Annotated in this window: 15 protein-coding genes; 9 read left to right on the forward strand and 6 right to left on the reverse strand. The window is 62.9% G+C overall.

The genetic code is table 11. The annotated features are described in order from the left end of the window. Positions 1-1,009: 1,009 nt before the first annotated feature. Positions 1,010-2,059: a pseudouridine synthase gene (locus HMPREF3048_RS04340; RefSeq protein WP_141758853.1), complete on the reverse strand. Its 1,050-nt coding sequence runs from the start codon at positions 2,057-2,059 to the stop codon at positions 1,010-1,012. Between HMPREF3048_RS04340 and HMPREF3048_RS12255 the strand changes: the two genes are divergently transcribed. The 6 genes from HMPREF3048_RS12255 (at position 1,995) to HMPREF3048_RS12260 (ending at position 5,146) form a co-directional block, all read left to right on the forward strand. Then, complete coding sequence (locus HMPREF3048_RS12255; RefSeq protein WP_167594476.1) at positions 1,995-2,141, forward strand: hypothetical protein; 147 nt, start codon at positions 1,995-1,997, stop codon at positions 2,139-2,141. The genes HMPREF3048_RS04340 and HMPREF3048_RS12255 overlap by 65 nt on opposite strands. Before the next feature lie 62 nt (positions 2,142-2,203). Next, a complete protein-coding gene (locus tag HMPREF3048_RS04345) occupies positions 2,204-3,109 on the forward strand; it encodes a universal stress protein (RefSeq protein WP_070422661.1) in 906 nt (301 codons plus the stop codon). 84 nt (positions 3,110-3,193) lie between these two features. Next, positions 3,194-3,463, forward strand: a complete 270-nt coding sequence (locus tag HMPREF3048_RS04350) for a GlsB/YeaQ/YmgE family stress response membrane protein (RefSeq protein ID WP_070422660.1) — start codon at positions 3,194-3,196, stop codon at positions 3,461-3,463. A gap of 115 nt (positions 3,464-3,578) precedes the next feature. Beyond that, positions 3,579-4,208 carry a TetR/AcrR family transcriptional regulator gene (locus HMPREF3048_RS04355; RefSeq protein ID WP_070422659.1) on the forward strand — a complete coding sequence of 210 codons (630 nt, stop codon included), beginning with the start codon at positions 3,579-3,581 and terminating at the stop codon, positions 4,206-4,208. Positions 4,209-4,210: 2 nt separating this feature from the next. Then, positions 4,211-4,990: a class E sortase gene (locus HMPREF3048_RS04360; RefSeq protein ID WP_070771300.1), complete on the forward strand. Its 780-nt coding sequence runs from the start codon at positions 4,211-4,213 to the stop codon at positions 4,988-4,990. A 3-nt stretch (positions 4,991-4,993) separates the two neighbouring features. Next, complete coding sequence (locus tag HMPREF3048_RS12260) at positions 4,994-5,146, forward strand: hypothetical protein (RefSeq protein ID WP_167617510.1); 153 nt, start codon at positions 4,994-4,996, stop codon at positions 5,144-5,146. A gap of 3 nt (positions 5,147-5,149) precedes the next feature. On the opposite strand, the gene HMPREF3048_RS12510 is transcribed toward HMPREF3048_RS12260, so the two are convergent. Beyond that, on the reverse strand, positions 5,150-6,097 hold the full coding sequence (locus HMPREF3048_RS12510; RefSeq protein WP_083316733.1) for a TIGR00730 family Rossman fold protein: 948 nt from the start codon (positions 6,095-6,097) through the stop codon (positions 5,150-5,152). After that, positions 6,097-6,648 carry a DUF2020 domain-containing protein gene (locus HMPREF3048_RS04370; RefSeq protein WP_070568920.1) on the reverse strand — a complete coding sequence of 184 codons (552 nt, stop codon included), beginning with the start codon at positions 6,646-6,648 and terminating at the stop codon, positions 6,097-6,099. The genes HMPREF3048_RS12510 and HMPREF3048_RS04370 overlap by 1 nt, the downstream gene beginning before the upstream one ends. Here HMPREF3048_RS04370 and HMPREF3048_RS04375 point away from each other — a divergent pair. Further along, positions 6,647-7,867 (forward strand): sensor histidine kinase, encoded by a 1,221-nt coding sequence (locus HMPREF3048_RS04375; RefSeq protein WP_070771301.1) that lies wholly within the window; start codon positions 6,647-6,649, stop codon positions 7,865-7,867. The genes HMPREF3048_RS04370 and HMPREF3048_RS04375 overlap by 2 nt on opposite strands. A 15-nt stretch (positions 7,868-7,882) precedes the next feature. Continuing rightward, complete coding sequence (locus HMPREF3048_RS04380; protein ID WP_070483198.1) at positions 7,883-8,521, forward strand: LuxR C-terminal-related transcriptional regulator; 639 nt, start codon at positions 7,883-7,885, stop codon at positions 8,519-8,521. On the opposite strand, the gene HMPREF3048_RS04385 is transcribed toward HMPREF3048_RS04380, so the two are convergent. Beyond that, positions 8,522-9,157, reverse strand: a complete 636-nt coding sequence (locus HMPREF3048_RS04385; protein ID WP_070453376.1) for a DUF6474 family protein — start codon at positions 9,155-9,157, stop codon at positions 8,522-8,524. It abuts the gene before it with no gap. A 91-nt stretch (positions 9,158-9,248) separates the two neighbouring features. Between HMPREF3048_RS04385 and HMPREF3048_RS04390 the strand changes: the two genes are divergently transcribed. Beyond that, a complete protein-coding gene (locus HMPREF3048_RS04390; protein WP_246818844.1) occupies positions 9,249-10,763 on the forward strand; it encodes a TM0106 family RecB-like putative nuclease in 1,515 nt (504 codons plus the stop codon). A gap of 6 nt (positions 10,764-10,769) precedes the next feature. On the opposite strand, the gene HMPREF3048_RS04395 is transcribed toward HMPREF3048_RS04390, so the two are convergent. Both HMPREF3048_RS04395 and HMPREF3048_RS04400 read right to left on the reverse strand, forming a co-directional pair. Beyond that, positions 10,770-11,903 (reverse strand): MFS transporter, encoded by a 1,134-nt coding sequence (locus HMPREF3048_RS04395; RefSeq protein WP_083316737.1) that lies wholly within the window; start codon positions 11,901-11,903, stop codon positions 10,770-10,772. Positions 11,904-12,141: 238 nt separating this feature from the next. Continuing rightward, positions 12,142-12,744, reverse strand: a complete 603-nt coding sequence (locus HMPREF3048_RS04400) for a superoxide dismutase (RefSeq protein ID WP_070422653.1) — start codon at positions 12,742-12,744, stop codon at positions 12,142-12,144. Positions 12,745-12,755 lie beyond the last annotated feature (11 nt).

Raw genomic sequence — 12,755 nt, forward strand, 5'->3', positions numbered from 1 at the left:
GAGAGTAGGTTACCGCCGACCCAACAACTTCACAACACTAAAACATCCAGGACCAACCGCATGGTTGCTCCTGGGTGTTTTTCCGCATACCTACACTTCCTGTACCCCGACACGATTCGTTGGTGGACACCCACTAGTCCGCAAGGCAGAGTCAAGAACGTGATCGGGCGTGACTATGCCACCGCATAGTCGTTGGGGTCCACCCACTAGTCCGCAATGCAGAATCAGGAACAGTGCGGGCGTCACTATGCCACTGCATAGTCAATGGGTGTGCGCCAACTTGTCCGCAATGCAGAGTCGATCAAACGGTTATTCATTATGTTCGTGTGAGTGCTCTTCGAAATGTAGCCCACTGGCGCTCTTTGAAAAGTAGCCCACTCGAGACCCGGAATTCATTGGTGTGCACCCACTTGTCCGCAATGCGGAGTGAGAAAGTCCGCAACCAGGCCGCCGACAGCGGAATCGTTGGGGTTCACCAACTTGTCCGCAATGCGGAGTAACAATGTCCGCAACCAGGTCGCCGGCAACGGAATCGTTGGTGAAAACCAATTTGTCCGCAATGTGAAGTGGGAAACAGAACGAGTTTGACTATGCCGCCGCATAATTGGTGTTTACCAATTAGTCCGCAATGCAGAGCCGATCAAACGGTTAATCATTGTGCTCGTTGAAAAGTAGCCCACTCGGTACCCAGAATTTGTTGGTGCACACCAACTAGTCCGCAATGCGGAGTAACGATGTCCGCAACAAGGCCGCTGGCAACAGAATCGTTGGTGGACACCCACTTGTCCGCAATGCGGAGTCAAGACTCGAACCTGCCGTAGACGCAGCCTCGCAGTTGGCGAACCGCCATCAATGCAAAATGACGCCTGATCGGCTGCAGGTTCTTACACTCCACCCAGGTCGGCGAAAGGTGTGATGTGCGGTTTTACACTCGAGGCCCGGTAAGCCACAAACGGTCGCTACGGAATAGAGCAGCAGGCCCGAGCCGGTGGCCGGGAACATCCCGCCTCTAATTCAGCGCGAAGGAGCGATCTTCGCCGGTCAATGGATCTACAAACCCTAAGCGGATGCAACGTAACCGCATGGGACGGGAGAAGTCTTCGGCGTCGGCGGGGAGTAGGACTGGGTAGATGGTGTCGCCAAGGATGGGGGCGGCTTCGGTCATCATTTGCAGTCGTAGTTGGTGGGTGCGGCCGGTTGTTGGGTGGAGAACGTAGCGTCCCAAAGGATCGGTGACGCCATAGAGTGACTGCAACTCCTGCTCCTCTTCAACAGGCAGCCGAGTAACGGAAGCTACCTCGGTGTGGGAGTTCGGCTCCTCACCCACGAGTACAGAACCAGCGGCTTCGCCAGCAACCTTGACCAGGTGGTGGGACCACTCCGTAGGCACAGGAAGAGAAACATACGGTGCGATCGCCTCGTACATCTTGTCCACCTCCCGGCGGGCAAAAAGTTCCTGGTAGGCGCCACGGACTTCGCGGCGTTTGGTCAACAGCAACAAACCAGAGGTGCCGCGGTCCAATCTGTGAGCGGGGGTGAGTTCTTCGTTCCCGGTGGCGCGACGGAGACGCACGGTGGCGGTTTCGGTGATGTGGGAGGCACGCGGCATCGTCGCCAGGAATGGTGGCTTGTCCACGACGAGGATGTTGTCGTCTTCGAAGACTGGAACGATGTCGTAGGGGACGGGGGTTTCGGGGGCGGGACGTCGGTAGAAGAAGACGTCGGTGCCGGGTTCGAGCCAGTCCTCGGGAGAGATTGGGGTGGTGTCGCGGTGAACGACGAGGGAGTCGTCGAAACGCTGTTGTACTGCGGAAAAGTTGTCTTCGGGGTGGCGGTGGCGCTGAGTGGAGACGAGGTGCCAGATGAAGTCGATGGCGCGGATGCCGTCGCCTTCGGGGACGCGGGCGCGGGATGCGCCGAGGCCGCCGCGGGGTGGCAGCGGCATTGCTGGTGGACCCTTCTTTCTCGCCATAGTGTGTAGTAGATTAGCCCGCATGGATTTAGGAGCATTGGTTGAGCCGTTGATGGGCTTCTTTTCGCAGGGCATTGGTAAAGCGATCGCGGACGCGTTGACCCTGATTTACAACTTGCTGTATCCGGCGAATGCGCCGGCAGCAACCCCGGTGGAGATTCCCCGCTAACTTGCGCTTGCGCGACTAGAATGTGGGTATAACCAGCTGTCTAGCTCAGAAAGGCTGAGATAATGACCCAGGAAGAGACCCGCGAAGACATCGTCGTTGTCGCTGTCGATGGCAGCCCCGCTTCAGATAATGCGGTGCGTTGGGCGGCGAATACGGCGATGAAGCGTGGTATTCCGCTGCGTTTGGCTGCGAGCTACACCATGCCGCAGTTCCTGTACGCGGAGGGCATGGTTCCGCCGGCGGAGATTTTCGACGAACTCCAGCGCGAGACGATGCAGTCCGTGGATCGTGCCCGCGATATCGCACTTGAAGTGGCGCCGGACCTGCACATTGGCCACGCGGTGGCTGAGGGTTCTCCGATTGACATGCTGCTGCGTATGTCGAATGAGTCCACGATGATCGTGATGGGCTCCCGTGGTCTGGGCGGCCTGTCTGGCATGGTGCTGGGCTCCGTTTCTGGTGCTGTGGTGTCGCACGCGAACTGCCCGGTTGTGGTGGTGCGCGAGGATAGCGCGGTGACCGAGGAGAACAAGTACGGCCCGGTCGTGGTCGGTGTGGATGGCTCTGAGGTTTCGCAGCGCGCAACAGAAGTTGCCTTCGAGGAGGCGGCGGCGCGTGGTGCGGAGCTGGTTGCGGTGCACACTTGGGTGGATACGCACATCCAGGGCCCTGGTGCTGGATACGCGGTGGCTGAGGATCACTGGGAAGCTGTGAAGCAGGATAAGCAGCAGCTTCTCGACGAGTTGTTGGCCGAACTGATCGAGAAGTACCCGGATGTCCAGGTGAAGAAGGTTATTGCACGTGACCGTCCGGTGCGCGCACTGACCAACGCGGCAGAGAACGCCCAGTTGCTGGTGACCGGTTCGCACGGGCGCGGCGGCTTCAAGGGCATGCTGCTTGGGTCCACTTCGCGTGCGCTGCTGCAGTCGGCGCCGTGCCCGATGATGGTGGTCCGTCCGGAGGAGTAATAGATTCGTTACCCAAAAGTCCGAAAAACGAGGGACAATGGTAGGGGTAACTGACAAAATCTATTTATAAGGACGGATTTCAACATGACTCCAACACTTGGTTTTATCGGCTGGATTATTATCGGCGGCCTTGCTGGCTGGATCGCATCCAAGATGCAGAACCGTGACGCACAGATGGGCATCGGCCTGAACATTCTGGTCGGTGTTATCGGTGGTTTCATCGGTGGCTGGCTGCTTGGCCTGCTCGGCTTTGATGTGGAAGGCGGTGGACGCTTCTTTAGTTTCCTGACCTGCCTGATCGGTGCGGTGATTCTGCTGTGGATTGTGAATAAGGTGACAGGTAGTCGTCGATAAGCAATCTGCTTTGAGCCCCCGGAGTGAGCTGCTCCGGGGGCTTTTCGCTGGAATAGACGAACCGTTTTGTCTATATTGAGATGGTCCTGTTTTAGGCGCGCGAAAGGAGTTCCTATTGGCCGCCGCCACGAGTAAGAAGAAGGCGCCTGCGCGCCGCCGCGATCGTCCGAGTCCTCGGCAGCGTCTGCTGGATGCCGCGACGAAGCTGTTTACAGAAGAAGGCATCCGCGTCATCGGCATTGACCGCATTTTGCGTGAGGCGGATGTGGCGAAGGCGTCGTTGTACTCGCTGCTGGGGTCGAAGGACAACTTGGTTGTTGCGTACCTGGAGGAGCTCGACGAGCAGTACCGTTCACGTTGGGGTGAGCGTGCGGCGAAGGCGCCGGATGCGGATTCGAAGATCCTCGCCTTGTTCGATATGGCGATCGAGGAGGAGCCCCAGAAGGAGTTCCGTGGCTCGCCGTTCCTCAACGCTGCGGCCGAGTACCCGCGCCCGGAGACGGAATCCGAGGAGCGGATTGTGGAGACCTGCAGGAATCACCGCCTGTGGATGCATTCCACGATCACGGAGTTGCTCAATGAGAAGAATGGCTACGATTCGTCCTCGTTGACGGATGAGCTGCTGATCTTCCTGGAAGGCGGTCTGGCGGGGGCGCGCATTTTGCGTGATAGCGCACCCCTGCACACTGCTAAGGCTCTGGCCAAGTCCAAGTTGGGCGCGCCGCCACCGGATTACTCCATTTAGTTATGGCTGGGAAGAATCGTGTCAGTGTCTCGCAGGTGATTGGCGAGGTCCTGCTGACGGTTGGCGTGCTGCTTTTGCTGTTCGCGTTTTATGAGTCCTATTGGACGAACTTGGCGTCGGCGAAGATGCAGGACGAGGTGCAGTCGAAGCTTGAGGAGCAGTGGGTGAACCCTCGTCAGGCAAAGCAGGCTGAGTTGGGGGACGCGCTTGCGAAGATGTATATCCCGGCGTTTGGGCAGGACTACCAGTTCGCCATCGTCGAGGGCGTGCAGGAGGCGCAGTTGCTCACGGGTCCGGGCCACTACCCGGATACGCAGTTCCCGGGCCAAGATGGCAACTTCGCGGTTGCCGGTCACCGTGTGGGCAAGGGTGCGCCGTTTAATGATCTTGGCGCGCTGAAGGCCTGTGACGCGATCGTTGTGGAGACGCAGAAGGAGTGGGTGACGTATCGGGTGATGCCGTTGTCGCCGGATCCGGCGGCTCGTCACGCGGAGGGCGCCGGATGCTTGCCGGAGCAGATGAATGAGCGCATCGCGTCGGGCGATTACCAGCACGTGCTTGGCCGGGAGATCACGCTGCCGGGCAACATTGAGGTGGTCAACCCGATGCCGGGGTCGAAGTCTACGAAGGTGGAGCCCGGCATGGAGGGCTTGATTACATTGACCACGTGTCACCCACAGTTCTCTAACGCCGAGCGCATGATCATTCACGCGGTGCGCACGGAAGTGACGCCGAAGGACCAGGCGGGCGCGCTCCCGCCGGCGATGACGGAGGTGGATTAGCCCATGTATGCAGCGTTGTGGCGTAAACTGCCCGGCCCGCCGGTGGTGAAGTGGCTGCTCACCGCCGTCATTTTGGTGTTGCTGTTCCTCCTGCTCATGGAGGTTATTTACCCATGGGTGTCGGCGCAGATGCCGTATAACGACGTCGCGGTGTAGCCCTTAGAGCCAGCGCGGTACCGGTGGGTGCCAGGCGCGCAGTGCTGCGATGAGTTCGTCGGGGTCGTCGGCGACGATGAGGTGTGCCCGGTCGGTGGCGCGCACAAAGCCGTGGGCGACCATGTGGTCCACCATGGCGATGAAGGGGGCCCAGAAGTCGCGGCCGAGCAGCCCGATGGGTTTGCGGTGGAGGCCGAGTTGTTGGTTGGTCCATTCGTCGAAAAGTTCGTCGAGGGTGCCGGCGCCGCCGGGCAGGGCCACGATGGCGTCGGAAAGTTCGCTCATGCGTGCTTTGCGCTCGGCGAGGGTGTCCACCATTTCGAGGCGCTCGAGCCCGTCGTACTGGATCTCGTATTGCGCCAGGTGGTGTGTGAGGACGCCAATGCTTTTCGACGACCCCCTCGCCACCTCACCCATCAACCCGAGCTTGGATCCGCCGTAGACCAGAGTGATGTCGTGGCGGGCCAGTGCCTCGCCGAAACTGCGGGCGAGCGTGGCGTTGTTCGGGTCGGTGCCCTCGCGGGCGCCGGCGAACACGGCGATGGCGTTGATGTTCGCGGGGGTTAGCGCGGGAAAGATTTGGGTGCGCAGCAGGGGCGCGATTTCAAAGTCGGCGTGGTTCGTGGGGTCGATCCAGGTGGCTTCGGCGATCTCGGCGGCGGGGGCCGGATCGGCGGGTAGGCCGGGGTGGAGGAACACCGTGGAGGTCACGCTGTGGCCGGGCTCGTTGGAGGCCTCGGCGGTAAACGTGCCCAGGTAGCTCAAGTGTTCGGGGTCGACGTCGATGCCGACTTCTTCGCGGGTTTCGCGCATGGCGGTTTGCAGGCGGGTCTCGCCGCCTTCCGGCTTGCCCCCGGGGAGTTGGTAGCGCGGGCTGGAGTGTTTGCGTACGCACAGGACGCGCCCGGCGTTGTCGGTGAATACGATGGCGGCGACGTTGATGGTGTTCATTACAGCCCTAGGTTAGTGATTGCTTCGGTGGCGACCGCTTCGGCTTTGACCGACTCGTCTTGGTTGGTAAACACCGTCACGGCCACGTTGCCTTTGGCCACGGAGTATGCGGCGCCGATGCGGTTGGGGACGTCCCCGCCGCCGTGGCGGCCGCCGTCCCAGCCTGCGGGGTGGTCGGCGGGTTGGGTGAGGTCCACTGGGGTGGCCCAGTCCACCACCGCCATGGCCTGTTCGGGGGAGTCCATGTGGCGCACGATCACGGTCAGTTGGGGTTCTTCGGGGTAGGACCAGAACTGGCAGGCGGGGGTGTCGAAACGGGTGTCGGTGCCCACCCCGGTGACACGTTGGCCGTTGGTGCGCGCTACCCACTCGGTGTCCAGGTAGGGGCATTCCTGCCATCCGTCGCGTGCGGTTTCCGGCAGTGCTTCGACGGGCAGGCCGGAATCGGGGGCGGGTGCGGGTTCGGGGGTGGGGGTGTCGTCGTTAAGCGATTGCTCCCCGCAACCGGCGAGGGCGAGCACGAGCAGCACGATGGGTAATCTCGAACGCATGAGCTCCAGATTAGTGCTGCTGGAGCAGCACCCCGGAAAACGTACCGAAAACAGCGCGCTTGATTCCGGCATCACCATTTTGGCCGTGTGCCTGATGGTGGTGTCGCTGGGCGCGCTGGCGCGGATGCCGCTGAACGAGGCGCTGCTGCACATTCTGCTGACTGCCGGGTTCGCGTTTCTGCTGTTCTACGGCATGGTGGAGATGTACCGATGGGGCAAATGGGGTCGCATCGTGTGGGCGTTTAGCGCGACTGCGCTGTGGGTGGCGGATACGACGGTGTCGCCGGTGGCAGTGTACTGGGTGTTTGTGCTGTTCTTCGTGTACCTGCGGGCGATGCGCGGCTGGCTCGGCTACGCCTGGGTGGTGGTGGGGCTGGCGATCAGTATCGCGGTGCAGATCCCGGCGGGGCTCACGCTCGGCGGGGTGATGGGACCGGCGCTGTCGGCGGTGGTGGTGATGGCGATTGATTGGGCGTTTTTCACGATCAATAAGGTCAGCCAAGAGCGCCAGCAGCTTATCGACGAACTCCTGGCCACCCGCGACCTTCTCGCCGAAACTGAGCGCGCCGCCGGTGTAGCGCAGGAACGCGAACGATTGGCTCACGAGATTCACGACACGGTGGCGCAGAACCTGTCCTCCATTCAGATGCTGCTGCACTCCGCCGAGCGCGACATCCAAGCGTTGGGTGTGGACGCGACGCAGCCGTTGCGCAAGATGGAAACTGCGCGGCGGGCGGCGTCGAACAACCTGGCAGAAACGCGGGCGATGATTGCGGCGTTGGCGCCGGCGCCGTTGACGGAGTCGTCGTTACGTGAAGCGCTCGAGCGGGTCGCGGGTGACTTTGCCGCGGCAGGCGAGTTGGACATTGAGGTGGAGACAGACGGCGAGGCTATCCAGCTGCCCATGCGCGTGGAGGCCGGCCTGCTGCGTATCGCGCAGGGGGCGGTGTCCAACGTGGTCAACCACGCCGAGGCCACCCGTACCCGCATCACGCTGACCTACGCGCCGGACGAGGTGCGCCTGGACGTGGTGGACAACGGACGCGGCTTCGACGTGGACGGTCAGGAACTCAAACCCAGTGGGTTGGGGCATTTGGGGCTGGACGCGATGCGTTCGCGTGCGGCAGAACTGGGTGGGAAGTTGGACATTGAGTCCGCGCCGGGCGGGCCTACGGCCCTTTCTGTCGCCGTGCCGGTTAATATCAACCAAAAGACGTAAACGAGGAGGTCCCCGGTGATTAGAGTCCTGCTGGCAGACGACCACGAGATCGTTCGCCTCGGCCTGCGTGCCGTGCTCGAAGAAGCGGACGACATCGAGGTCGTGGCAGAAGTTGCCACCGCGGAAGGCGCGATCGCCGCAGCGCAAGCCGGCGGCATTGACGTGGTGTTGATGGACCTGCGCTTCGGCGCCGGTGCGGAAGGCCAGCGTGTGACCACGGGTGCGCAGGCGACGGCGGAGATCCGTTCCCGGATGACCAACCCGCCGAAGGTGCTGGTGGTGACCAACTACGACACGGATGCGGACATCCTCGGCGCAATCGAGGCCGGCGCAGTGGGCTACCTGCTGAAGGACGCCCCGCCGGAGGAGTTGGTCGCGGCGGTGCGCTCGACCGCCCGCGGTGATGCCACCATGTCGCCGGTGGTGCGCGACCGTTTGGAAACCCGCGAGCGTGCGCCGCGTTCATCGCTCACACCGCGCGAGTTGGAGGTGCTGCAACTGGTGGCTGCTGGCTCGTCGAACCGCGAGATCGGCCACGAACTCATGCTGTCTGAGGCCACCGTGAAGTCCCACCTTGTCCACATTTACGACAAGTTGGGTGTGCGCTCGCGTACCTCTGCCGTGGCGTCGGCGCGCGAGCAGGGTGTGCTCTAACTAGCGGGAGAGGCGCTCCTGGACATCGCCGGCGAGGACGTTGAGGTCCTCGTCGATGGAGTTGTGGGCCAGGCGGCGCTGCTCCGGGTTGGCGTGTTCGGCGTTGCGGACGGCCTGCTCGAGCTCGTCGAGACGCACGCTCGCGTCACGCTTGAAGCTCTCGGTCAACTCGCCGGAGCCGGACACGCTTGCGCGGATCGCCTCGATGCGGGCCTTGAGCTCGGCGCCGCGGCCGGAGTGGCGCGCCAGATCACCTGCGGACAGGCCGAGGCCTGCTGCGTTGGCGTTCACCTGGTTCTGCTGCAGGGAGGTCAGCGCCTTGTAGATCAGCGGCAGCGCGACGGGGACAATGACGCGGGCGGCGCCGGTCCACTGCTTGGCCTTCTTCTTGGTAATGCCGGCTTCTTCGATGCGCTTCAGGTGCGCCTTGGCCAGGTCCTTTTCGTGCTTACGCTTGCGCTTGAGGCCCTTCTTCTCTTCCTTCAGCAGACGCTTTTCTGCCTTGTCCAGCAGTTCGGCGGTGCGCTTGTCGGCCTTCGCCTGATCCTTGGCCAGTTGGCGTGCGTGCACCTCAGCGGCCTTAATTTCGGCCTTGACGTTGCGGCGTGCTTTGCGGATGATGCCCAGGACACCCATGGTCGGTACTCCTTGCGTTTTCGTTTGCGTTAACTCCAAACAACTGTACCTGTCGGTCCGGCAACGCTGCCCGGGTATCGTGGCAGGCATTGTGAAACCTCCCACCGTGGGCGGGACTGCCCAACCAGCGCAGCCGGTGCGGGCATCCGATCTTGTCGGGTGCCGCTACCGGCTGCGTCAGCGACGCGCGCACCCGGATACGCCAGAGCTGCCGGATGCGCTGCTGCGCCAACCGCAGATTGATGCGGGGCGTGCAGCGGTGTTCGATGCGTTGCCGGTGAAGCGGGCGGTTGGGGATGGCCGCGGAAAGGCCTTTACGCGTATTGATATCGATCCGGGTGCGGGGGTGGATGCGCGGATCGTCGAGACGCGAATGGCGCTGAAGCGGCGCGCGCACCTGATCACCAACGCGGCGCTCGAGGGGGAGGTTGACGGGGTGCCCACCCTTGCGGAGGTCGACGTGCTGGTGCGCACCGAACGCGGGTACGCGCCGGTGATCATCTCGAACCACCGGGTAGCGCGGGAGCATCCGACGAACGAGATGTTGATGGTGCCCACCGCCAGGCTCGGATTGGGGCGCGCGATGACGGTGAAGGCGAAGGGCCGCCACCACACGGTGGACGGGTACCGCCTGGCCATGGCGCATGTCCTGCTGGGCACGCTTGCGGATGGTCGCGGCGGAGCGGTTGGGCAGGATCGGGCGCGCGTGTACGTCGTCGACCCCGCCCGCTACGTCCCGCAGTTGCATGAGGCGCTCGCCGTGGAGATCCCAGACGAGCCGAAGCGGATGAAGCAGTGCGCATCCTGCCGATTCTGGCCGCTGTGCAAGCCGCGCCTGGAGGAACTCGATGACATTTCGCTGCTCCTGCCGGGCGGCCGCGGGGACGTGTGGCGCGAGGAAGGGATCACCACGGTGCAGTCGCTTATCGACGACGGCCCCGCCGAACCCGCAGCCATCGCCCGCGCCTGGCGCGCCGGTATCCCGGTGCTGCGGCGTGAGAAGTTAGCGCCGGTGCCGCGCGCCGACGTGGAGATCGACATCGACATGGAGGCCTACCTCGACCAGGGCGCCTACTTGTGGGGCGCGTACGACGGCGAGGAGTACCGCGCGTTTGTCACCTGGGAAGACGTTGGTGGTGCGGCCGAGGAGGCGAACTTCAACGCGTTCTGGTCGTGGCTGATGCAGCGGCGTCGCGACGCGCGCGAGGCCGGCCAGACCTTCCGCGCTTACTGTTATGCGGCGGGTGGGGAGAACCACTGGCTGCGGTCGTCGGCACGCAGGTTTGCCTCGGTGGACGAGGCGGAGGTTGCGGAGTTCATCGCGTCTGAGGATTGGGTCGACGTGTTCGCCCTGGTGCGACGTTCGCTCGTCGGCACGGATGGGCTCGGCCTGAAAGTACTCGGGCCTGTGGTCGGCTTCGCGTGGGAAGACGACGACGTGGATGGGGAGCGCTCCGTGGCACTGCGCCGCGCGGGCAGGCTTGGCGATATCGACGCGCGCGACATGCTCATCCGCTACAACGAAGACGACTGCCTGGCCACCCGTGCCGTGCGCGACTTCCTCGACGCCGGCGCGCCGGGCGTGCCACGATTGGGCGAGGTTTAGCGGGGTTTAGCGGGGCTCCGCCTTCCACAGCGCCGCACCCGTGGCCACGAGGGCAGCAAGTAGCCCAGCGAGCACCCCGACGAAGCCTGCCCACGGCAACGCCTCGTACGCGCGCCCGGTGGCGGCGCCCAGGATCGACGAGCCCATGTAGTAGCAGAACACGTACATGCTGGAGGCCTCCGCACGGTCGCGCTCAGCGATGAGCCCAACCCAACCGGACGCCGTGGAGTGCAGCGCGAAGAAGCTGGCGGTGAACACCAACAGGCCAAGCAGCGTGACCCACAGCGATCCGCTGGCTGCGGCAAGCGCACCGAGGAGCATGAGTATCGACGATGCCAGCACCACCACCCCGTGCCCGTGGCGCTTCAGCAGCACTCCGGCACGCGCGCTCGACCAGGTGCCGGACAGGTACACCACGTACACCAGGCCGGACAGTGCGGCGGGTAGGCCGAAGTCGAGCACCGCGCGGAAGCCGAAGAAGTTGTACATGGACACGAACACGCCCATGGCCACGAACGCGGTGGCGTAGAGCACCAGCAGCCGGGGGTTGCGCAGGTGGCGGGCCATCGCGCGAATTCCCGCGCTCGGCCGGATGGAGAGTTTTGGTACGAAATTGCGCTGCTCCGGAAGCAGCCACACGGCAATCACTGCCAGCAGGAAGGCAACGAGGCCGCTGCCTAACAGCGCCCACCGCCAGGAGGTGACCTCCAAAAGCCCTGCCGGGATGAGGCGACCGGTGAGCCCGCCGATGCTGTTGCCGGCGATGTAGAGCCCCATCGCGCCGGGTAAGTCCCGCTGGTCGAGTTCTTCGGACAACCACGTCATGGCCACCGCCGGGGTGCCGGCGATCATCGCGCCCTGGAGGGCGCGCATGGCGATGAGTTGCTCGGCGTTTTGGGCGATGGGCAGGAGCAATCCGATGCCGGTGGCGGCCAGTGCGGAGATGACCAGGACGCGTCCGCGCCCGTACTTTTCCGACAGGATCGACGCTGGCACTACGCACAGCGCAAGGGCGCCGGTGGCGGCGGAGACCGTCAGTGCGGCGGTGGAGGGGGTGATGTCCAACTCGGTGGTGAGCGTGGGCAGCAGGGCCTGGGTTGCGTAGAGGGTGTTGAAGATGGCGAGGCCGAACGCCAGCATTGCCAGCGTGGCTTTGCGGTATTCAGGACTGCCTTTTCTCACCCTGCCTATGTTACGAAACTTCTCGCGGGGGAATTACGCAACAAAAACTTTGCGAAAATACTTGCAGTTAAGGCGACCCTAACTTAGACTGCTTCTTGAGTTCATGCGGACTCGACGTATCACAGGGAAAACAACAAGCGCCCGCCACCTCCGAAAGGAAGTGGCGGGCGCTTGTATTAGCTAGGTCGCTGCAGGTTTATGCAGAAGCCTTTGCGTAGCGCTCGTTGACGTCGTCCCAGTTGACAACGTTCCACCAAGCCTCGACGTAGTCAGCCTTGACGTTCTTGTACTGCAGGTAGAAAGCGTGCTCCCACATATCGAGCATCAGGACCGGGGTGAAGTCCACGGAGATGTTGCCCTGCTGGTCGGTCATCTGCTGGATGATCAGACGGCCAGCGATGTGGTCGTAACCAAGCACTGCCCAGCCGGAGCCCTGCAGGCCGTTAGCCACGGCAGCGAACTGCTTCTTAAAGCCCTCGAAGGAGCCGAAGTCGCGGTCGATAGCCTCGGCGATTGCGCCGGTCGGGTTGCCACCAGCGTTCGGTGCCATGTTCTTCCAGAAGATGGAGTGGTTCGTGTGTCCACCGAGGTTGAACGCAAGGTTCTTGGTCAGTGCGCGAATCTTGTCGGCGTTTGCGTCGCCGTTGCGCTCTGCCTCAAGAGCCTCGAGTGCAGTGTTTGCGCCGTTGACGTAGTTAGCGTGGTGCTTGTCATGGTGCAGCTGCATAATCTCTGCGGAGATGTGCGGCTCAAGTGCGTCGTATGCGTACGGGAGATCAGGAAGCACGTAAACAGCCATGATGGTTTCCT

Origin of the sequence: Corynebacterium sp. HMSC075D04 (assembly GCF_001815635.1) — a bacterium.
Classification (GTDB): domain Bacteria; phylum Actinomycetota; class Actinomycetes; order Mycobacteriales; family Mycobacteriaceae; genus Corynebacterium; species Corynebacterium coyleae.

Coding starts and splice junctions, on each gene's coding strand:
- HMPREF3048_RS12255 (WP_167594476.1), top strand. CDS start 1,995: ATGGATTTAGGAGCATTGGTTGAGCCGTTGATGGGCTTCTTTTCGCAG.
- HMPREF3048_RS04345 (WP_070422661.1), top strand. CDS start 2,204: ATGACCCAGGAAGAGACCCGCGAAGACATCGTCGTTGTCGCTGTCGAT.
- HMPREF3048_RS04350 (WP_070422660.1), top strand. CDS start 3,194: ATGACTCCAACACTTGGTTTTATCGGCTGGATTATTATCGGCGGCCTT.
- HMPREF3048_RS04360 (WP_070771300.1), top strand. CDS start 4,211: ATGGCTGGGAAGAATCGTGTCAGTGTCTCGCAGGTGATTGGCGAGGTC.
- HMPREF3048_RS12260 (WP_167617510.1), top strand. CDS start 4,994: ATGTATGCAGCGTTGTGGCGTAAACTGCCCGGCCCGCCGGTGGTGAAG.
- HMPREF3048_RS12510 (WP_083316733.1), bottom strand. CDS start 6,097: ATGAACACCATCAACGTCGCCGCCATCGTATTCACCGACAACGCCGGG.
- HMPREF3048_RS04375 (WP_070771301.1), top strand. CDS start 6,647: ATGAGCTCCAGATTAGTGCTGCTGGAGCAGCACCCCGGAAAACGTACC.
- HMPREF3048_RS04370 (WP_070568920.1), bottom strand. CDS start 6,648: ATGCGTTCGAGATTACCCATCGTGCTGCTCGTGCTCGCCCTCGCCGGT.
- HMPREF3048_RS04385 (WP_070453376.1), bottom strand. CDS start 9,157: ATGGGTGTCCTGGGCATCATCCGCAAAGCACGCCGCAACGTCAAGGCC.
- HMPREF3048_RS04395 (WP_083316737.1), bottom strand. CDS start 11,903: ATGCTGGCGTTCGGCCTCGCCATCTTCAACACCCTCTACGCAACCCAG.
- HMPREF3048_RS04400 (WP_070422653.1), bottom strand. CDS start 12,744: ATGGCTGTTTACGTGCTTCCTGATCTCCCGTACGCATACGACGCACTT.